This is a genomic window from Streptomyces hiroshimensis (assembly GCF_014650335.1).
Classification (GTDB): domain Bacteria; phylum Actinomycetota; class Actinomycetes; order Streptomycetales; family Streptomycetaceae; genus Streptomyces; species Streptomyces hiroshimensis.
Map to the genome: position 1 here is coordinate 270,389 of NZ_BMUT01000005.1, position 20,985 is coordinate 291,373.

Sequence of the window (20,985 nt, forward strand, 5' to 3'; positions counted from 1 at the left end):
TCGTTCCCTGCGGGCTGTACGTGGCTGGTCGCGCAGTTCCCCGCGCCCCTTAAGGGGCGCACCTGAACCGGGCGCCGTCCGGGGTGAGCAACGACTCCCCCGGACGGCGCCCTACGCACGTGCGGGCCGCGTCAGCGCAACAGCACCCCCGCCGCCTCGCCGGTCGCCTCCGACGGCAGCGTCACCAGGCCCATCTCCGCGCCGCTGGACAGCAGCCGGTGCGCGGGCAGGATCCGCACGGTGTAGCCGAAGGGCCCCGTGCGGTCGAGGGTGAGCGGGCCCTCGTACAGCCGGCGGCCGTCCAGGGCGGGGCCGCCGGCCGGCTTGAGGGGGAACGTGGCGGTCTGGCTCAGCCGGTCGGTGGGGTCGACGCGCCCGGCCACCGCCTGCACCTCCACGTCCGCGGGGTCCAGCGAGCCGAGCGTGACGCTCACCCGCAGGGAGACCGTGGAACCCAGCGTCGCGGTGCCGTTGAGGGCGGTGTCGGCGACGGCCTCCACGTGGTCGACTGCCACGCCCGGCCACCCGGCCCGCACCCGGGCCTTCCAGGCGGCCAGCTCGCTCGCCGCGGCGGGGGTGAGGGCCCTCTGGGCCTCGGCTGCGGGCACGTACAGCCGCTCCACGTATTCGCGCACCATGCGCCCGGCGAGGACCTTCGGGCCGAGCGTGGTCAGCGTGCGGCGCACCATCTCGATCCAGCGGCCGGGGAGCCCGCCTTGTGTCCGGTCGTAGAAGCGCGGGGCCACCCGCCGCTCCAGCAGGTCGTAGAGGGCCGCCGCCTCCAGGTCGTCGCGGCGGTTGTCGTCCATGGCCGCGCCGTCGGCGGTGGGGATCGCCCAGCCGAAGTCGGGCTCGTACCACTCGTCCCACCAGCCATCGAGCACCGAGAGGTTGAGACAGCCGTTGAGGGCGGCCTTCATCCCCGAGGTGCCGCAGGCCTCCAGCGGGCGCAGCGGGTTGTTGAGCCAGACGTCGCAGCCGGGGTAGAGCCGCTGGGCCATGGCCATGCCGTAGTCGGGCAGGAAGACCAGGCGGCGGCGCACGCGCGGGTCGTCGGCGAAGCGCACCAGCTCCTGTACGAGGCGCTTGCCGCTGTCGTCGGCGGGGTGGGCCTTGCCCGCGACGACGATCTGCACGGGCCGCTCGGGGTGCAGGAGGAGCTCCATGAGGCGGTCGCGGTCGCGGAGCATGAGGGTGAGGCGCTTGTAGGAGGGCACGCGGCGGGCGAAGCCGATGGTGAGGACGCCGGGGTCGAGCACGCCGTCGATCCAGCCGAGCTCGGCGGTGCCGGCGCCGCGCTCGCGCCAGGCGGCGCGCAGCCGCTCGCGCACCTCCTCGACCAGCTGTTCGCGCAGGGTGCGGCGCAGTTCCCAGATGTCGGCGTCGGGGATGTCGGCGACGGCGTCCCAGCGCGGGGAGCCGCCGACGGCCAGGGCGTCCTCGGCGCGGCCGGCGCCGACCCGGCGGGCGCCCAGGCGCATCACCTCGGGCGCGACCCAGGTGGGGGCGTGGACGCCGTTGGTGACGGAGTCGATGGGCACCTCCTCGGCGTCGAAGCCCGGCCACAGGCCGGCGAACATCTGCCGGCTGACCTGCCCGTGGAGGGTGGAGACGCCGTTGGCGCGCTGGGCGAGGCGCAGGCCCATGACGGCCATGTTGAAGAGGTTGGGCTCGCCGCCGGGATAGGTCTCCAGGCCCAGTTCGAGGACGCGTTCGACGTCGATGCCGGGGAGTTCGCCGGCGGGGCCGAAGTGGCGGGCGACCAGCTCGCGGTCGAAGCGGTCGATACCGGCGGGCACCGGGGTGTGGGTGGTGAAGACGGCGCCGGCGCGGGCGCACTCCAGGGCGGCGTCGAAGTCCAGCCCGCCGTCGACCAGTTCGCGGATGCGCTCCAGGCCGAGGAAGCCGGCGTGGCCCTCGTTGGTGTGGAAGACCTCGGGCTCGGGGTGGCCGGTCAGGCGGCAGTACGTGCGCACGGCGCGGACGCCGCCGATGCCCAGGAGCATCTCCTGCAGCAGCCGGTGCTCGCCGCCCCCGCCGTAGAGCCGGTCGGTGACCTCGCGCTCGCCGGGGCCGTTCTCCTCGACGTCGGAGTCGAGGAGCAGCAGCGGCACGCGGCCGACCCGGGCCTGCCAGATGTAGGCGCGCAGGGAGCGGCCGCCGGGCAGGGCGAGGGAGATGCGGCTGGGGCTGCCGTCGGGCTCGCGCAGCATGGTGAGCGGGAGCTCGTTGGGGTCGAGCAGGGGGTAGTGCTCCTGCTGCCAGCCCTCGCGGGAGAGGGACTGGCGGAAGTAGCCGTGGCGGTAGAGCAGTCCGACGCCGATGAGGGGGACGCCGAGGTCGCTGGCGGACTTCAGGTGGTCGCCGGCGAGGATGCCGAGGCCACCGCTGTACTGCGGGAGGGCTGCGGTGATGCCGAATTCGGGCGAGAAGTAGGCGATGGCGGCGGGCAGCCCCTCGGGCTGCTCCTGGTACCAGCGCCGGCCGGTGAGGTAGTCCTGCAGGTCGTCGGCTGCGGCGGCGAGCCGGCGGCGGAAGCGGCGGTCGTCCGCGAGGGCCGCGAGCCGCGCCGCGGGGACCGAGCCCAGCAGCCGCAGCGGGTCGCCGGCGGCGGCCCGCCAGCCCTCGGGGTCGACGGCCTGGAAGAGCTCACGGGTCTCGGGGTGCCAGGACCAGCGCAGATTGCGCGCCAGCTCACTGAGCGGTCGTAGGGGCTCCGGCAGAACGGGGCGCACACTGAATCGACGAATGGCCTTCACCCCCACGACGGTAGCGGGGACGCCCGGGGGCTTCGTGGCGCTTCGCGGCAACTGCCTGCTCCTGGCAGGTGCAGGCGGGAAGTGCGCCCCCTGGTGCGGCTGCCGGAGCGCGGGCGGACACCCGCCGGGGGCCGTCCGGCACGCACTGCGCCCCGTGCACCCGGCGGACGGGCGCATGGCCGGGAAGGGCGTCCGTATGGTGGACGGGACGGAGAAGCGGACCGCACGCGTCGGCTGCCCGGCTGATGCATCCGTACGAGGGGTAAATACGCCGCGCGTACAGCGGGAACGGCGGCGGCCGGTTAGCGCTACGGCCTTCGACGGCCGGAGCTGCGCACCATTCCCCCGTCTGGCCGCCGGTTACCCGGTTTTCGCGCATTGCACACGATCGGCCCAACGGGGAGACTTCGTACGGGTGACGGCGTGCCGGCCCTCCTCCCCACCGGGTGCCACGGGAACTACGCACCGGTAGGTCCCACGGTGCGGGCATGCCCGGCCGGGACCGGTGGGAAAGCTCAAGCGGTATGCAGGGAGTCGCAGTCCGCCGCCGCCTCGTGTACCCGTCCCAGGCCCCTCCGCACGTCTTCCGCACCCACCCGAGTGAACGCGGTCAGGAGCAGTCATGCCCGCACCCGGCCGACCGCCGGCGGAGCAGATAGAAAGAGCAGAACCCGCCAGACGCACCGCCCCGCCCCACCCTCACCGCCTCTCCGATTCCGTCGAACCCCCAGGTGATCCCATGATCGGTCGTATCCCCGTCCTGGACCTCGGGCCGCTCGTGGACTGCGGCCGCCGGCCGGTCAAGGCGGTCGTCGGCGAGACCTTCCAGGTCACCGCCACCGTCTTCCGCGAGGGCCACGACGCCCTCGGCGCCAATGTGGTGCTGCGCGACCCCGCAGGCCGCAGCGGCCCCTGGACCCCCATGCGCGAACTCGTGCCCGGCACCGACCGCTGGGGCGCGGACGTCACCCCCGTCTCCGAGGGCCGCTGGACGTACGCGGTGGAGGCCTGGAGCGATCCGGTGGCGAGCTGGCGGCACCGGGCCTCGGTGAAGATCCCGGCCGGGATGGACGTCCAACTCGTCCTGGAGGAAGGGGCGCTGCTCTACGAGCGGGCCGCCGCCGGGGTGCCGAAGAAGGAGGGCCGCGAGGCGGTGCTGGCCGCGGTCGACGCCCTGCGCGACCCGGGCCGCCCGCCCACCGCCCGGCTCGCCGCCGCCCTCGCGCCCCCGGTCACGGCGGCCCTGGCCGAGCACCCGCTGCGCGAGCTGGTCTCCGCGAGCCGCCCGGTGCCGGTGCTGGTGGAGCGCGAACGGGCCCTGTTCGGCTCCTGGTACGAGATGTTCCCGCGCTCGGAGGGGGCGATCCCCGCGGACGGGCGCCGGCCCGCCCGCAGCGGTACGCTCCGCACGGCGGCCAAGCGGCTGCCGGCCATCGCCGCGATGGGCTTCGACGTCGTCTATCTGCCGCCCGTGCACCCCATCGGCACCGCCTACCGCAAGGGCCCCAACAACGCGCTCACCGCCGGTCCGTACGACGTCGGCAGCCCCTGGGCGATCGGCTCGGCCGACGGCGGCCACGACGCCCTCCACCCCGACCTCGGCACCTTCGAGGACTTCGGCCACTTCGTCGCCCGCGCCCGCGAGCTGCGCATGGAGGTCGCCCTCGACTTCGCGCTGCAGTGCTCCCCGGACCACCCCTGGGTCGCCAAGCACCCCGAGTGGTTCCACCACCGCGCCGACGGCACCATCGCCTACGCCGAGAACCCGCCGAAGAAGTACCAGGACATCTACCCCCTGGCCTTCGACGAGGACTTCGACGGGCTGGTCCGCGAGACCCTGCGCGTGCTGCGGTTCTGGATGGAGCACGGCGTACGGATCTTCCGCGTCGACAATCCGCACACCAAGCCGGTTCCCTTCTGGGAGAAGGTGATCGCCGAGATCGGCCGCACCGACCCGGACGTCCTCTTCCTCGCCGAGGCCTTCACCCGGCCCGCGATGATGCGCACGCTCGGCGCGATCGGCTTCCAGCAGTCCTACACCTATTTCACCTGGCGCAACACCAAGCAGGAGCTCACGGACTACCTCACCGAGCTCTCCGGGGAGGCGGCCGCGCTCATGCGGCCCAACCTCTTCGTGAACACCCCCGACATCCTGCACGCCTATCTGCAGAACGGCGGGCGGGCCGCCTTCGAGGTGCGCGCCGTGCTCGCCGCGACGCTCTCGCCGGCGTGGGGCATGTACGCCGGATACGAGCTGTGCGAGAACGCGCCGGTGCACCCCGGGAGCGAGGAATACCTGGACTCGGAGAAATACCAGCTGCGCCCGCGCGACTGGGACGCGGCCGAGCGCGAGGGCCGCAGCCTGGCCCCGCTGATCACCCTGCTGAACCGGCTGCGCCGGCGCCATCCGGCCCTGCAGCGGCTGCGCAACCTGCGTTTCCATTACGCCGACAACGACGCCGTCATCGCCTATTCCAAGCGGGCGGGCGGCTCGTGCGTACTCACGGTCGTCAACCTCGACCCCCACCACACCCAGGAGGCCACGGTCTCGTTGGACATGCCGGAACTCGGCCTCGCATGGCACGAGTCCGTCCCGGTGCGCGACGAGCTCACCGGAGAGACCTATCACTGGGGCAGGGACAACTATGTGCGCCTCGAGCCGGGCCGTTCCATCGCGCCCGCGCACGTGTTCTCGCTGCGACCGTCCTCACCGATCGGAGGGTCACCCACACCATGATCGTCAATGAGCCCGTCCCCGACACATTCGAGGACACTCCCGCCAAGGACCTGGATCCCGACTGGTTCAAGCGCGCCGTCTTCTACGAGGTGCTCGTCCGGTCCTTCCAGGACAGCGACGGCGACGGCATCGGCGACCTCAAGGGTCTGACCGCCAAGCTGGACTACCTGCAATGGCTGGGCGTCGACTGCCTGTGGCTGCCGCCGTTCTTCCAGTCGCCCCTGCGCGACGGCGGCTACGACGTCTCCGACTACACCTCGGTGCTCCCGGAGTTCGGCGACCTCGCCGACTTCGTGGAGTTCGTGGACGCGGCGCACCAGCGCGGCATGCGCGTCATCATCGATTTTGTCATGAACCATACGAGCGATCAGCACGAGTGGTTCCAGCAGTCGCGCAGCGACCCCGACGGGCCCTACGGCGATTACTACGTCTGGGCCGACGACGACAAGCGGTATCCGGACGCACGCATCATCTTCGTCGACACGGAGACCTCGAACTGGACCTTCGACCCGGTCCGCAAGCAGTACTACTGGCACCGCTTCTTCTCCCACCAGCCGGATCTCAACTACGAGAACCCCGCGGTGCAGGAGGAGATCCTGGCCGCGCTGCGGTTCTGGCTGGATCTCGGCATCGACGGCTTCCGGCTGGACGCCGTGCCCTATCTCTTCGCCGAGGAGGGCACCAACTGCGAGAACCTGCCGCAGTCGCACGCCTTCCTCAAGCGCGTCCGGGCCGAGATCGACGCCCATTACCCGGACACCGTGCTGCTGGCCGAGGCCAATCAGTGGCCCGAGGACGTCGTCGACTACTTCGGGGACTACGAGACCGGCGGCAACGAATGCCATATGGCCTTCCACTTCCCCGTGATGCCGCGCATCTTCATGGCGGTGCGGCGGGAATCGCGCTACCCGGTCTCGGAAATCCTGGCCAAGACCCCGGCCATCCCGTCGCGCTGCCAGTGGGGCATCTTCCTGCGCAACCACGACGAGCTGACGCTGGAGATGGTCACCGACGAAGAGCGCGACTACATGTACGCGGAGTACGCCAAGGATCCGCGGATGCGCGCCAATATCGGCATCCGCCGCCGGCTGGCCCCGCTGCTCGACAACGACCGCAATCAGATCGAGCTGTTCACCGCGCTGCTGTTCTCCCTGCCCGGCTCGCCGATCCTCTACTACGGCGACGAGATCGGCATGGGCGACAACATCTGGCTCGGCGACCGCGACGGCGTGCGCACCCCGATGCAGTGGACGCCCGACCGCAACGCCGGCTTCTCCTCCTGCGATCCGGGCCGGCTCTACCTGCCGACCATCATGGATCCGGTCTACGGCTACCAGGTCACCAACGTCGAGGCCGCGATGAGCAGCCCCTCGTCGCTGCTGCACTGGACCCGCCGGATGATCGAGATCCGTAAGCAGAACCCCGCCTTCGGCCTCGGCTCGTACACCGAGCTCACCTCCAGCAACCCCGCCGTGCTCGCGTTCCTGCGCGAAGTGCGGCTGCCGGGGCAGCGGGAGGACGACCTCGTGCTCTGCGTGAACAACTTCTCCCGCTTCGCACAGCCGACCGAGCTCGATCTCCGGGCGTTCAGCGGCCGCCATCCCGTCGAGCTGATCGGTGGGGTGCGCTTCCCCGCCATCGGCGAACTGCCCTATCTGCTGACCCTGGCAGGTCACGGCTTCTACTGGTTCCGGCTCCGCCGTGGTGCACCGCCGCCGGCCGGCCACTGAGGGCGCTCCCGTGCGCGCCGGAGCCCGCAGTCCGGTCGCGCACGGGCGGTTTTCCCCCGCGAACCCTGGGAACCCTCACTACTACGCACGGGCCGGGCCGAACGGATCGCTTCCGCTTCGGGACCGCCGCAGGGGCCGCCGCCCGGCCCCCGCACGCCCGCACCAGGGGCCGCAGGCGCCGACCGAACGGACGATCCTCGCCCGGCACTCCCCGCCTCCGGCGGGGGACCCCAGCACCGCGCACCGGTCAATGCCGCAATCCGGGACCGCGATCCGGGACACTTTGCCCCATATGCCGTGCCCCGGGGAAAGGACGCGACGCCATGTCGGACGCTGCACCGTCCCGCCGGGGCACCGGACGCCGGGACACCGGACGGAAGGGGGGCGCCCCCGGTCCGCTGCTGTCCTCGGTCCGCGCCGCCCCCGCGGCCCACGCGCCGGGCCAGGAGGCCGCCGATGCGGGGCTGCTGGGATCGCTGGTGCCGCTGCTCTCCGAGTGGCTGCCCCGTCAGCGGTGGTTCGCGGGCAAGGGCCGCCCCATCACCGGCTTCACGCTCGTCGCGGCCACCGAGCTGCTGCCCCACCACAGCGGTGCCACCGTCCCCGGCCTGCTCCACCTGCTCGTGCGCGCCCAGCAGCCCGGCGCCCCCGCCGGCAGCCGGCCCGCGGACGCCCCGGCATCCGCCGCCCCCGTCCTCCACGCCGGCACCGACGACTGCTACCAACTCCTCCTCGGCGTGCAGGACGTCCTGCCGCCGCACCTGGCGCCCGCGCTCATCGGCCGGCCCGTCGGCGGCCCGCTGCACGGCCGCGCCGTCTACGAGGGCCTGGCCGACCCCCGGCTGGCCAGCCTGCTGCTGGAGCGGCTGCGGCTGCCCGGCCGGCTCGGGCCGCTGCGCTTCAGCCGCGAGGAGGGCGTCATGATCGGCGCCGGGCTCGCGCCCCGCCTCATCGGCGCCGAGCAGTCCAACTCCTCGATCGTCTACGGCGAAACGTATATCCTCAAGCTCTTCCGCCGCGTCTGCCCCGGCACCAACCCCGACCTCGAACTCCCCCGCGCCCTCGCCGGCACCGGCTGCGCCCGGGTGCCCGCGCCCGCCGCCTGGTTCGAGGCCGTCGTGCCCGGCGCGGGCACCGAGCCCATGACGCTCGGCGTGCTCCAGCCCTATCTGCCCGGCTCCGCCGACGGCTGGCAGCTGGCCCTGAGCGCCCTCGCCGTCCGCGCCGACTTCACCGCCTCCGCCCGCGCCCTCGGCCACGCCACCGCCGAAGTGCACGGCGCGCTCGCCGAGGCGCTGCCCACCGTCGTCCTGCGCCGCCCCCAGCTCGAAAACCTCGCCGCCGCGATGGGCCGCCGCCTGGACGCCGCCGCCGAGGCCGTCCCGGCGCTGCGCCCCTACCGGGCCGCCCTGCGCGGCGCCTACGACGACCTGGCCGCGCTCGGCCGCGCCGGGCGCACGTGGCGCGCCCAGCGCATCCACGGCGACCTCCACCTCGGGCAGGCGCTGCGCACCGCCGAGGACGGCCGCTGGGCCCTGATCGACTTCGAGGGCGAGCCGGCCCGGCCGCTGGCCGAACGCTCCCGGCCGCAGCCGACCGCCCGGGACGTCGCCGGAATGCTGCGCTCCTTCGACTACGCGGCGGCGGTCGGCCGGGCCGGCGGCACCGGCTGGTCGGAGCGCGCCCGCGCCGCGTTCTGCGAGGGCTACGGCTCGGTGCACGGCGATCCGCGCGAGGAGCCGCAGCTGCTGCGCGCCCACGAGACGGACAAGGCCGTCTACGAAGTCCTCTATGAGGCCCGGCACCGGCCGGACTGGCTGCCGGTCCCGATGGCGGCCATCCGCAGGCTGGCGGAGCCGCCACCCGGAGCCGGCGCGCCGGGGCCGGGCACGGGCCCGCCGGGCGGGCGCACGGCGCCCCCGGAGGAGCACGCGGCCCGCGCAGAGCGGGGGCAGGCCCCGTGACCGCCCCTTCCCGTATCACCGAACCCGCTCCTGGCGCCGCCGCCCGGGAGTTCCCGAGGAGGACCGCCCCGTGACCGCTCGACCGCCGTCCAGCCGACCGCCCCACGAGCCCGGAGCCGGCCTTCCCGGCGCCGCGCGGGGGATCCCGGCCACGTTCCTGCCGGGGCGGGGGCCGGGGCCCGAACCGGCGTCCGGAGCGGCCGGGCCGGAGGCCGTACCGCGGGAGCCCGTACCGCAGGAAGCCGCACCGCAGGAGCCCCTGCCGGTTGCGCCCCCGCCCGCAAAGGCGGCGGCGCAGCGCCCCGGGCGCGGCCCCGCCCGGCGCGGGGTGCGGCCCGCCGAGCCGCTGGGTGCGGAGGACCGCGAGCGCCTGCTGCACGGCGCGCACCACGACCCGCACGGCCTGCTGGGAGCGCACCCGGTGCCCGGCGGTATGACGTTCCGCGCCCTGCGCCCCTTCGCACGCTCCGTGGCGGTCAGCGCGAAGGGCCTGCGGGTGGAGCTGTACGACGAGGGGGACGGCCTCTTCGCGGCGGTGCTGCCGCTGAGCGAGCTCCCCGACTACCGCCTGCTGGTGAGCTACGACGGCACGGAGCTGGAGGTCCCTGACCCCTACCGCTTCCTGCCCGCCCTCGGCGACCTCGACCTGCACCTGATCCACGAGGGCCGCCACGAGCAGCTGTGGCAGGCGCTGGGCGCGATGCCGATGGTGCACGAGGGCGTGGCGGGCACCCGCTTCACGGTGTGGGCACCGAACGCCCGGGGCGTACGGGTCGCCGGGGACTTCAACTACTGGGACGGCACGGGCCACCCGATGCGGTCGCTGGGCGCGTCCGGCGTGTGGGAGCTGTTCCTGCCGGGCATCGGCGAGGGAACGCTGTACAAGTTCGAGATCACGCGCCCGGACGGCTCGCACACGCTGCGCGCGGACCCCATGGCGCGGCGCACGGAGGCGCCCCCGGCGAACGCCTCGGTCGTGCACGCCTCGCACCACACCTGGCGGGACGCGGAGTGGATGGCGGCCCGCATGGGCAGGCCGGTCCACGAGCACCCCTTCTCGGTCTACGAGGTGCACCTGCCCTCCTGGCGCCCCGGCCTGACGTACCGGCAGCTGGCCGATCAGCTGCCCGCCTACGTCAAGGACCTCGGCTTCACGCACGTGGAGCTGATGCCCATCGCCGAGCACCCCTTCGGCGGCTCCTGGGGCTACCAGATCACCGGCTTCTACGCCCCCACCGCCCGCCTGGGCACCCCGGACGACTTCAAGTACCTGGTGGACGCGCTGCACGCGGCCGGCATCGGGGTGCTCATGGACTGGGTGCCGGCGCACTTCCCGCGCGACGACTGGGCGCTGGCCGAGTTCGACGGGCGGCCGCTGTACGAGCCCGCGGACCCGCTGCGCGCCGCACACCCCGACTGGGGCACGCTGGAGTTCGACTACGGCCGCACGGAGGTGCGCAACTTCCTCGTGGCCAACGCCGTCTACTGGTGCGAGGAGTTCCACATCGACGGCCTCCGGGTGGACGCCGTGGCCTCCATGCTCTACCTCGACTACTCCCGCGAGGAGGGCCGGTGGACGCCGAACGTCCACGGCGGCCGGGAGAACCTGGACGCGGTGGCGTTCCTGCAGGAGATGAACGCCACCGTCTACCGCCGCTGCCCCGGCGTCGTCACCGTCGCCGAGGAGTCCACGGCCTGGGACGGCGTCACCCGCGCCACGCACCACATCGGCGCGGGCGGCTTCGGCGGCCTCGGCTTCGGCCTGAAGTGGAACATGGGCTGGATGCACGACTCCCTCGTCTACGTCGCGAAGGAGCCGGTGCACCGCAAGTACCACCACGGCGAGATGACATTCTCGATGATCTACGCGTACAGCGAGAACTACGTCCTGCCCATCTCGCACGACGAGGTCGTCCACGGCAAGCGGGCGCTGGTCTCGAAGATGCCGGGCGACTGGTGGCAGCAGCGCGCCACCCACCGCGCCTACCTGGGCTTCATGTGGGCGCACCCCGGCAAGCAGCTGCTCTTCATGGGCCAGGAGTTCGCGCAGGGCGCGGAGTGGTCCGAGGCCCACGGCCCCGACTGGTGGCTGCTCGACCCCTCCTACTCCGCCGAGGCGGACCACCGGGGCGTACGGGACCTGGTCCGCGACCTGAACTCCGCCTACCTGGCCACGCCCGCCCTGTGGCAGCGGGACACCGTCCCCGAGGGCTTCGAGTGGGTGGTCGGCGACGCCGCGGAGGACAACGTCTTCGCCTTCCTGCGCTTCGACGCCCAGGGCGCGCCCCTGCTGGCCGTCAGCAACTTCTCCCCCGTGGTGCGGCACGGCTACGCCCTGGGCGTGCCCGGCCGGTTCACGGCGTGGCAGGAGATCCTCAACACGGACGCCGCCCGCTACGGCGGCAGCGGCGTGACCACCCCCGACCCCGTCAAGACGGAGGCCACCCGCCACCACGGCCGCCCGGCGAGCATCACGGTGACGCTGCCGCCGCTGGCGACGGTGTGGTGGCGGGCGGTGTGAGGACGACGGCTCCGGCGGCGCGGAGGACGGCCCCGGCCGGAAGCCCGCGGCCGGAGGCCGTCAGGCCGCGGCCGTCTCCTTCTCGGCCTCGGCCGCCGTGCCGGCCTCCGGTTCGGTCCGCTCGCGGCCGCGGCCCGGCAGAAGAAGTGCGACCAGCACCGTACCCACGCCGAGAACGACCGCGCCGACGACGCTGGTGTGGGCGACGGCGTCCGCGAACGACTTGTGCACGGCCTCGACCACGCTCTGCGCCTGCTGCGCGCCCAGGACGGCGGCCTTCTCCGGCCCGACCTTCGGCGCCGCGCCGGTCGCGACCTGCTTGCCGACCTCCTTGGCCACGGCCAGGCCCGCGCCGACCGAGTCCTGTGCGACGCTGAGCGCCTTCTCCGGCAGCTTCGGACCGCCGGCCTCGGCCGCCTTCGCGGCGGCGTCACCGAGGTTGGACGAGTAGGTCTTGGCGAGCACGGTGCCGAGGATGGCGATGCCCAGGGAGCCGCCCATCTCGATCGAGGTGCTGTTGACGGCGCCGCCGACGCCCAGCTGGTCCTCCGGGAAGGAGCCCATGATGGCGTTGGTGCACGGCGACAGGGACAGGCCGATGGCCAGGCCCAGGATGATCAGCGGCAGCACGAAGTCGTCGTACGTGGAGGACGCGTCGACGCGGGCGAGCAGCGCGATGGCGACCGTGCCGACGGTCATGCCGCACGCCACGGTGACCTTCATGCCCACCTTGGGGGTGAGGACCGCGGTCAGGGCGCCGCCCACGAACACCGCGCCGGCCAGCGGCAGCATCCGCACGCCGGTGTCCAGCGGCGAGTAGCCGAGGACGAACTGCAGGTGCTGGGTGAGGTAGTAGAACGCACCGAAGACGGCGAGGAAGAACAGCGCGACGGCCATGGTCGAGCCGGCGAACGCGCGCTTGGTGAAGCGGCGGACGTCCAGGACCGGGTGCGGGTGGCGCAGCTCCCAGAGGACGAAGAGCACCAGGCCGACGCCCGCGATGACCGCGGCGGCGATCGCCTTGGCGCCCCAGCCGAAGTGCGGGCCCTCGATGATCATGTAGATGAGCGAGCCGACCCACACGACGGACAGCAGGCCGCCGATGTAGTCGATCTTGGCTGCTTGCTTGCCGGGACCCGTCGCCTTGGACGGCGGGACCAGCGCCAGCGCGCCGATGATGCCCAGGAAGGCGATCGGCACGTTGATGAGGAAGGTGGAGGCCCAGCCGTGGTCCTCCAGCAGCGCACCGGCCACCAGCGGGCCGACGGCGATGGCGAGACCGGCGGTGGCCGTCCAGATGGTGATGGCCTTGGCGCGCTCCTCGCGCGGGAAGGTCGCGGCGAGCAGCGACAGCGTGGCCGGCATGATCATGGCCGCGCCGATGCCCATGACGGCGCGCGACGCGATGACCCCGGCCGAGCTGTCGACCAGCGATCCGGCGACGGAGGCCGCGCCGAAGACGAGAAGGCCGAGAACGAGCGCCCCGCGGCGGCTGTACTTGTCGCCGACGGCGCCGAGGATGAGCATCAGCGCGGCGTACGGGACGGTGTAGCCGTCGATGACCCACTGCAGGTCGGAGCTGCCCAGGCCGAGGTCCTTGACCATGTCGGGAGCGGCGACCGTCAGGGACGTGTTGGCCATGACGATGATCAGCAGGCTGAGGCACAGAACACCCAGTGCCGCCCAGCGCCTCTTGTACGGACCGTCCATCTCGTCGACCGGTGTCGACATCGCGAGGCCCATCGGGCACCCCTTCCCTAGCTTGCACACTGCTGTGCAATTACACAGCAGTGTGCAAATTACGGGACGGCGCGGCCCAGGGCAAAATGAGGGGCAGGATGTCGGCCACGGAGGCTGCGCCCGAAGCCCCCCTCCTCGACAGAGCCCGACAGAGGCTCGACGGACAGAGAAGAGACCAATGGCCGGCAGAGCGGACGCCAATCGCCGCCGCATCATGGACATCGCGCTCACGGAGCTGCTGCGCGACGCGGACGCGAGCATGGACCAGATCGCACGGGCGGCGGGCGTCGTCCGGCGCACGGTCTACGGCCACTTCCCGAGCCGCGAGGCGCTCATCAGCGCCCTCGTCGACGACGCCGCGAGCGCCGTGGAGATCGCCCAGGCCGAGGCCCTGCGCGACGTCGACGACCCCGCCAAGGCCCTCGCCCGCGCCATGCTCGCCGCCTGGGAGATCGCCGACGGCTACCGCCTGCTGATCTCCCTGGCCCAGCGCAGCGTCACCGTCGAGGGCATCCACCGCCGCCTGGAGCCGGTGCGGCGCGAGTGCGCGGCAATGCTCCAACGCGGCCTGGACGAGGGCCGCTTCACCTCCCCGCTGCCGGCCGTCGCGCTGGCCTACGTCCGCGAGCAGATCCTCTTCGGCCTGATGCAGGCGGTCAACGACGGCGTCCTCGCCCCGGCGGACGCCGGCCGCTCGGCCGCCGTGACCGCGCTCACCGCGGCGGGCGTCCCTGCGGTGGAGGCTGAGGAGCTGGTGGACGGCCTGACAGCAGCGCCATAGAGCCGGGCCATGCCGTGTGCGGCTCCGGCGGCTCCGGCGGCTTCCCGCCACCGCGATCGCCGTCGCCGCGCTCGCCGTCGCCGTCGCGGCCGGAACCGGGGCTGCTCTGGCCGGGGCGGCGGATGATGGGGCCCTTGCTACGGCTCGGGCTGGTGCTGACGCTGGGGCTCTTACTGATGCTGGGGCTCCTACTAATGCTGGGGCTCCTACTGATGCTCGCGCCAGGGCTCTTGCTGACGCTGGGGCTCTTGCTGACGCTAGGGCTCTTGCTGGCACCGGGGATGATCACGACACTGCGGCTGGGGCTGGAGGTGACGATGGGGCCGTTGCTGCTGCGGCCGGGACCGGGGCTGAAACTCACCCGAGGGCCGCTCGCCCCGTCCGAAGGGCCGTCGGGTGACGGGCTGCCGCCCGCCACGGGCCCCGAGGACCCAGGCTGCGGCCCCGGCTTCGGCCCCGGGGACGGATCGTCGCCGCCGGCGACCGCCACCCGCACGGCAGCGATCACGACCACGAGGGCCACCAGCCCGGCGAGCCAGAGCAGCCCGCGCCGCAGCAGGTTCGGCCGGGCCGGGTCGGGGCCCTCTCCCCGGCCCGGGCCGGAGGCCTCCACGTAGGCGAGGTTCGCCCTGGTCAGCTCCGCCCCGGCGGTGTCGCCCAGGGCCACGCGTATCTGCAGCGCGTGCCGCAGCCGGGCGGCGGCCTCCTCGGGCCGGTCCTCGGCGTAGGCCACGGTGCCCAGTTGGTGGGAGAACAGCGCCTCCGAGGCCCGGTCGCCGATCCGCCGGGCCGCGTCCTCGCCCTGCTCCAGCGCCTCCTTCCACTGCTGCCAGCGGCGTCCGGCGAACAACGCGGCCTCGGCGATCTTCGCCAGCCGGATCACGGCCCGCCATTCCGCCTGCTCGGCGGCGAAACCGAGCAGTCCGACGATGCCCTCCACGCCTTCGAGCGCGTCCGTGAGCCCGTGCACTCCCCCGTCGAGGGCGCTGTCCAGCCAGTCGGCGAGCCCGTTGACGGCCGCGCTCAACGAGACCGCGTCGAGCAGCAGGTCCCGGACGCTGTCCTCCAGGCACACCGGCAGCCCGAAGCGGTCCTCGTCCGGGCGCTCGACGAGCCCCCGCTCGTGCAGGGACAGCAGGGTCTGCGCCGCGTAGGCGATGTCGCCGACGGCCGACACCCAGTTCCCCGGCACCACAGCGCCGGCCACGATCGCCAGGACCGCGAGGGCCTTGCGCTCCGGCCCCGACAGCCGTCCCGCACTCATCCTGTCCAGCTCGCGCACGCCCCGCGCGGCGCGCTCCGCCACCGCCTCGACCGGGTATCCGGCCCGCACCAGCGCCGCGGCCTGCCTGACCGACAGCGGCCGGCCCCGTACGGCCTCCAGAAGCCGACGCACGACGGGCAGTTCGGCGTCCCGCACGGTGCGGCCCAGCGACCCGGCGAAGAGGTCGAACGCCGCATCCTGCGGCAGCCCCGGCAGCAGCCGTGACGCCGCCGCGCCGCCGCCCAGCACCGGCTGCTCCCCGCCCACGAGCAGGACGCAGCCGGGCAGGGCGTCCGCCAGCTGACGCGGGACCGGCGAACCCGGCGGCACCTCATCGAGCACGATCAGCGGCCGTGCGTGCCGTATGAGCCGCCGGCAGACCGCCCCGGAGTACTTCACCGGCTCGGGTCCCGCGGACACGTACAACTCGTCCACGAGCAGCTGGAGAACGTCCTCCAGCGGGGTCCGTCCCACGCGCACGAACGCGCTGCGCCTCCCGCCCGAGGCGATGTTCCGGAGCAGACTGCTCTTCCCGAACCCGCAGGGCCCGTGGAACTCCGCCGACCGCCCGTCCAGGATCTCCCGCCAGGCGGCGGCCAGCACCTCTTCCCGGCCCAGCAGCACGGGCGCCGGAGCGGTCCACCGGTGCCGCAGCCCGGGATCGCGGAGAAGCAGCTCCGAACGCTGGAGCCGGGTACCGCTGCGGGAAGTGACGGTGATACGGGAACTGCCGTAGAGAACGCTGTACACATATCCCCCTGGGCAGGACGAAGGGCGCGCCGTCGAACGGCAGCGTCTGCCTCGCACGCCCCCGCGTCCAGCACCGGCACGCCCCATGCACCCGCACGCCCCCTTGTGCGCGCCGAGCGCTCCCTCTGGGGCGCGTCTCATGAGTCCGCCGGCAGCCAGACGAACGGCCGGCATTGCGCTCCCGGGCACCGACCTGTGGATGTTCGACGAGTCGTCCGTGCTGTTCACCTACTTCTCCGGGACCGGGGAAGTGGTCGACCGGGAGTGGCGTACGGAACCGGCTGTCGTGGACCTGGTCAAGTCGGCTTTTGAAGCGGTGTGGGAACGGGCGACGCCGCACGAGGAGTACAAGCCGGTCTGACGCGCCATGCCCGTTTCAGGATCATCGAGCGTCCGTCAAGCCCGGCAAGTCCTTGCCGACCGCCTGCGGGAGTTGTGCAGGGATGCCGGTCTTGACGGAAAGACCCTCGCGGCGGCGTGCGGCCGGCACCCGTCCAAGGTGTCCCGGATCTCGACGGCGAAGACTGCGCCGTCCGCCGACGACATCCGCGCGTGGTGCCGTGCCTGTGAGGCGGAGGGCCAGGCAGACAACCTGATCGCCTCCCTCCGGGCCGTCGAAGGCATGTGGGTGGAATGGCGCCGCATGGAGCGTCAGCGCGTGCTGTTCGAGGGACACCGTCGATTCGCGTTCCTTGTCGAGGAGTCGGTATTGCGCAATGGGCTCGGCAGTGCCGAAACGCAGCAAAGCGCGGCGGCCCCGGCATCCGGCCGGGCCCGCGGCCGCGGCCGCGGCCGCGTCGGTGCCCGCCCTAGGCGCCCGGCACCGGCTCCGGCGCCGGCTCCAGCTGCCACCACTGTCCCGGGCTGTCCGTGTCCTCGCCCTGCTGGACGTTCGCGCCGTGTTCCGTCGACGCGTCGGCGACCTCCAGGAGCAGGCCGCTGATGTGGGCGACGAGGGTGACGGTGCCGGGGGCGTCCAGGTGGCGTTCGACGAGCCACTCCTGGGCGCCGAAGTTGTTGGCCTTCCACTGCTGGACGTTGGCGCCGTTCTCGACGCTCGCGTTCGCGACGTCGAGCCGCTTGCCGCTGGCGGCGTTCACGAAGTGGTGCAGGCCGCTGCCCTCGTGGACCGGGCTCACGTGCCACAGCTGCGCCGCGCTGCCGTCCTCCTTGCCCTGCCGGACGTTGGCGCCGCTGCCCTTGCGGCCGCCCTCGACCTCCAGCAGCAGACCGCTGCCGACGTTGCGTACGCGGTACGTGCCTTCCATGACTCCAACCGTAGTCGAAAAGCCGAAAAGTCGATCAAGGGTTCGAGATGTGATCGTAATGCGCGCCGAGTGTCCGGCCATGGGAAAGATATTGAACTTTTTACCTGCGCATGACTATATGTAGGGTCGCTATCGATCCAGTTCAGAGGAAATCATTCATGCGCCGCACCACCGTCCGCCGTACCGCTCTCGCCGCCTCCGCGATGTCGCTGGCCCTGCTCGTGAGCGCCTGCGGTTCGGACAAGTCCGAGGCGAAGAAGGACGAGCCCAAGGGCAAGGCGTCGTCGAGCGCCCCGGCGCAGTCCGCCGCGGGCGGTGCGGGGGCGCTGTCGAAGGAGCAGCTGACCAAGCTCCTGCTCGCCGAGGGCGAGATCGCCGACCACAAGGTCTCCGAGATCGGCGCGTCCGACCTGGCCATGGCCAAGACGATGACCAGCGACAAGGCCGAGTGCAAGCCGCTGTCCGACGTGATGATGCTGCAGGGCGCCGGATCGCCCGCCGCGGCCGCCGCCCGCAAGATCATGGCGAAGCCGAAGGGCCCGGCCGTGGGCCCGGACGCCTCGTCCGAGGAGAAGGCGGCGGCCGCCATGAAGGGGCTGGGCGCCGTGATCACCAGTGACACGCTGGCCTCGTACGCCGGCCAGGGCGCCACGGAGGCGTTCGCCGCGATCAAGAAGGCGGGCGCCGACTGCGCCGGCGGCTTCGCCATGGGCGGCGGCAGCGACAAGACGAAGATCAAGAAGGTCGCGCCCGCCACGTTCAGCGCCGGTGACGAGGCGGTCGCCTTCACCCTCGACATGGAGGTCGAGGACGGCAAGGACAACACCACCCACCTGGTGGTCGTCCGCAAGGGCAGCACCATCGCCGGCTTCTACGCCCTGAGCCTCACCGGTCAGGGCGAGCAGCCGAAGGCCGTCGTCGACGCCCAGGTGAAGAAGCTCGGCTGACGGCGGACGGCGGACGGCTGACGGCGGACCCCGGCGCGGGAGGGGCTGACCCCGGCGCCGGAGGTGCGGATCCCGACGCGGGAGGGGGTGGCGGTCTCACACCTCCTCCCGCATCAGTCGCAGGTACACCACCGAGAACAGCGCCCCCACCAGCAGCAGAAGCAGCGCCACCGCCGTCCCGTAGCCGATCAGCGACTTCAGGAACGCCTGGTCGTACATGTAGACCGGGAGCGTCCGGCTCCGGTCGCCCGGGCCGCCGCGCGTCATGGCCCAGATCAGCCCGAAGACGGACAGCGTCTGGAGGGTGTTGAGCATGAGGTTGGTGGCGATGGAGCGCCGGATCATGGGCAGCGTGACGTGCCACAGCCGCCGCGGGCCGCTCGCGCCGTCCACCTCCGCCGCCTCGGTGATCTCCTGCGGGATCTCCGCGAGCGCGGCGGAGTAGACGAGCATGGAGAAGGCCGTGCCGCGCCACACGTTGGCGAAGGACACGGCCAGGATCGGCAGGGTGAACAGCCAGTTCTGGGTGGGCAGATGGAGCCACTCCAGGACGGCGTTGAGCGTCCCGCGCCGGTTGAAGAAGGTGTAGAGCAGGAAGCCGGCCACGATCTCCGGCAGCACCCAGGCGGCGATCACGACCGCGCCCGTGAGCGTCCGTACGGGCCGGGAGGCGCGCCGCATGAGGCCCGCGAGGGCGAGGCCGAGGCTGTTCTGGCCGACGAGCGAGGACAGCACGGTGAACAGGAGCGTCAGCACCACCGCGTGGCGGAAGCCCTCGTCGGCGAAGGCCCGGCGGAAGTTGGCGAAGCCGACGAACGAGGCGGAGGCCTGCCCCGTCAGCTGCGTGTCGGTGAAGGCGACGGCCACGCAGTAGGCGACGGGCCCGGCGAGGAAGAGCAGCAGGAGCGCGCTGGCGGGGGCGATCGGCAGCCAGCGCAACGCGCCCCGGGCCCTCGTCGCCGGCAGCCGGCGCGACACCGCCCGGCCCCTCGCCGTGCGACGGCGACGGCGTCGGCTGCGGCTGCGGCCCTCCGGTGCGGCCGCCCCGCTCACCGCGCCCGTTCCCGCGCCGTCACTCCCGTATCGCCGACGATCGACTTCAGCTCCTCGTCGTAGCGCCCGGCGGCCCGCGGCACGGAGGCGTCGCCCGTCGTCACCGCCTCCATCGCGTCGCGGATGGCGCTGGAGATCTGCGGGTAGACCGGAAGCGCCGGCCTGTAGTGGGTGAATTTCACCAGTGCCGTGAAGAAGTCGACGCCGGGCATCGACGTCAGGTATTTACGGGAGGCCGCCACATCGTCCCGTACGGCGATCTGCGCGTCGCGCACCGTCCACTCGGTCGCGTTGTCCGTCGTCTGCAGGGTCTCGATCACCTGCCAGGCGAGGTCCGCCTTGCCGGACTTGGCGCTGACCGACCACGTCCAGCCGCCGGACAGGCTGACGGCCCCGGGCTCCGCCCCGTTCTGCGTGGGGAAGGGCGCCCGGCCCATCACCGAGGTCCACTCGGGCCAGGGCCTGGAGCCGTCCGGCTGCCAGTACTTGCCGAGCCAGGAGCCGTCGAGGTCGATCGCGAGCTTGCCGGAGGGCAGCCAGTCGGTGGCGACGCGGTTGTCGACGTTGAGGTCGAGCGCGTCGGAGGGGTCCGGGCCGAGCTTGTCGGCGAAGACGGTCCGCACGAACTCCAGCGCGTCACGGAACCCGCGGCTCCCGGAGACCCACTTGCGCCCCGCCGGGTCGTACAGCGGGTCCTCGCCCGTCCCGTACAGGAGCATCTCGAAGCCCTGCATGGTGGCGGCCTCGCCCGGCGCCTTGCCCGTGTACACATTGAGCGGAGTGACGCCGGGGACCTTCCTCTTGACCGTACGGGCCGCGTCCAGCACGTCGTTCCAGGTGCGCGGGTGCCAGTCGGCGGGCAGCCCGGCCCGCGCGAAGATCTCCTTGTTGAACCACAGGCCGCGGGTCTCGGTGCCGTCCGGCACCCCGTACGTCCTGCCGTCCTCGCCCTTCGCCGCCGCCTTCGCGGCCGGGGCGAACCGGCCCCAGTCCTTCCAGCCGGCCAGCTTGTCGTCCAGCGGGCGCAGGTAGCCCGCCTTGATGTCGGAGTTGATGAGGAAGGTGTCCTCGCGGACGATGTCCGGCGCGGTCTTCGGCGACCGCATCATCTGCTGCAGCTTGGCGTAGTAGTCGGCCTGGGAGGCCTGTACGGGGACGAGCTGGAGCTTCTTGCCGTCGTGCGCGCGCTCGAACTGTCTCTTGATCCCGGCCAGGTAGTCGTCCATGATCCGGGTCTTGTTGTCGGTGGTGCGCTGGTAGGCGATCTTCACGGTGTCCGGATCGCCGCCGGATCCCCCGCCGCAGGCGGTGAGGGAGGCCGCGGCGAGGGCCGCGGCGGTCAGCAGCACGGGAGCGGTGGGGCGCACGGGCGACCTCCTGGGGGCAGGCCTCGGCGCCCGGGACAGGGCCGCGGCGGGCTGCACCTTCCTGAGGTCGTACGTTCCCGTTCGGTGCGGCTTGCACGCGTCGG

At 72.7% G+C, this 20,985-nt stretch carries 13 protein-coding genes and 1 pseudogene; 8 read left to right on the plus strand and 6 right to left on the minus strand.

Features of this window, described 5'->3' with window-relative positions; all coding sequences use genetic code 11:
• Positions 1-131: 131 nt before the first annotated feature.
• Positions 132-2,759, minus strand: a complete 2,628-nt coding sequence (glgP, locus tag IE241_RS14180) for an alpha-glucan family phosphorylase (protein ID WP_190022065.1) — start codon at positions 2,757-2,759, stop codon at positions 132-134.
• Positions 2,760-3,498: 739 nt separating this feature from the next.
• Here glgP and IE241_RS14185 point away from each other — a divergent pair.
• The 4 genes from IE241_RS14185 (at position 3,499) to glgB (ending at position 11,711) form a co-directional block, all read left to right on the plus strand.
• Complete coding sequence (locus tag IE241_RS14185; protein ID WP_190022066.1) at positions 3,499-5,496, plus strand: alpha-1,4-glucan--maltose-1-phosphate maltosyltransferase; 1,998 nt, start codon at positions 3,499-3,501, stop codon at positions 5,494-5,496.
• Positions 5,493-7,226 (plus strand): maltose alpha-D-glucosyltransferase, encoded by a 1,734-nt coding sequence (gene treS, locus IE241_RS14190; protein ID WP_190022067.1) that lies wholly within the window; start codon positions 5,493-5,495, stop codon positions 7,224-7,226. Before IE241_RS14185 ends, treS begins: the two co-directional genes overlap by 4 nt.
• A gap of 323 nt (positions 7,227-7,549) precedes the next feature.
• Entirely contained in the window at positions 7,550-9,190 is a 1,641-nt protein-coding gene (locus tag IE241_RS14195) for a maltokinase N-terminal cap-like domain-containing protein (RefSeq protein WP_190022068.1), read from the plus strand.
• Positions 9,191-9,260: 70 nt separating this feature from the next.
• Positions 9,261-11,711 (plus strand): 1,4-alpha-glucan branching enzyme, encoded by a 2,451-nt coding sequence (glgB, locus tag IE241_RS14200; RefSeq protein WP_308433684.1) that lies wholly within the window; start codon positions 9,261-9,263, stop codon positions 11,709-11,711.
• Between the two features lie 60 nt (positions 11,712-11,771).
• Here glgB and IE241_RS14205 read toward each other — a convergent pair whose 3' ends face one another.
• Positions 11,772-13,454, minus strand: coding sequence for an MFS transporter (locus IE241_RS14205; RefSeq protein WP_190022069.1), 1,683 nt, complete (start codon positions 13,452-13,454; stop codon positions 11,772-11,774).
• Positions 13,455-13,629: 175 nt separating this feature from the next.
• Here IE241_RS14205 and IE241_RS14210 point away from each other — a divergent pair, with 175 nt between their 5' ends.
• Entirely contained in the window at positions 13,630-14,232 is a 603-nt protein-coding gene (locus IE241_RS14210; RefSeq protein ID WP_190022070.1) for a TetR/AcrR family transcriptional regulator, read from the plus strand.
• Here the strand turns inward: IE241_RS14210 and IE241_RS14215 are convergent.
• Complete coding sequence (locus IE241_RS14215) at positions 14,165-16,246, minus strand: tetratricopeptide repeat protein (RefSeq protein WP_190022071.1); 2,082 nt, start codon at positions 16,244-16,246, stop codon at positions 14,165-14,167. The two genes, IE241_RS14210 and IE241_RS14215, sit on opposite strands and share 68 nt — an antisense overlap.
• A gap of 139 nt (positions 16,247-16,385) precedes the next feature.
• On the opposite strand from IE241_RS14215, the gene IE241_RS14220 reads away from it, so the two are divergent.
• Positions 16,386-16,607 carry a DUF6879 family protein gene (locus IE241_RS14220; RefSeq protein WP_229899219.1) on the plus strand — a complete coding sequence of 74 codons (222 nt, stop codon included), beginning with the start codon at positions 16,386-16,388 and terminating at the stop codon, positions 16,605-16,607.
• 6 nt (positions 16,608-16,613) lie between these two features.
• A pseudogene (locus IE241_RS14225) lies at positions 16,614-16,988 on the plus strand (helix-turn-helix domain-containing protein); the annotation flags it as partial.
• A 67-nt stretch (positions 16,989-17,055) separates the two neighbouring features.
• On the opposite strand, the gene IE241_RS14230 reads toward IE241_RS14225, so the two are convergent.
• The gene (locus IE241_RS14230) at positions 17,056-17,514 is read right to left on the minus strand and encodes an RICIN domain-containing protein (RefSeq protein ID WP_229899222.1); all 459 of its coding nucleotides are present in this window, start codon (positions 17,512-17,514) and stop codon (positions 17,056-17,058) included.
• 158 nt (positions 17,515-17,672) lie between these two features.
• Here IE241_RS14230 and IE241_RS14235 point away from each other — a divergent pair, with 158 nt between their 5' ends.
• A complete protein-coding gene (locus IE241_RS14235) occupies positions 17,673-18,461 on the plus strand; it encodes a hypothetical protein (RefSeq protein WP_190022073.1) in 789 nt (262 codons plus the stop codon).
• A gap of 96 nt (positions 18,462-18,557) precedes the next feature.
• Here the strand turns inward: IE241_RS14235 and IE241_RS14240 are convergent, their stop codons facing one another.
• On the minus strand, positions 18,558-19,439 hold the full coding sequence (locus tag IE241_RS14240; RefSeq protein ID WP_229899224.1) for a carbohydrate ABC transporter permease: 882 nt from the start codon (positions 19,437-19,439) through the stop codon (positions 18,558-18,560).
• Positions 19,440-19,510: 71 nt separating this feature from the next.
• On the minus strand, positions 19,511-20,881 hold the full coding sequence (locus tag IE241_RS14245; RefSeq protein ID WP_190022075.1) for an extracellular solute-binding protein: 1,371 nt from the start codon (positions 20,879-20,881) through the stop codon (positions 19,511-19,513).
• Positions 20,882-20,985: the final 104 nt, after the last annotated feature.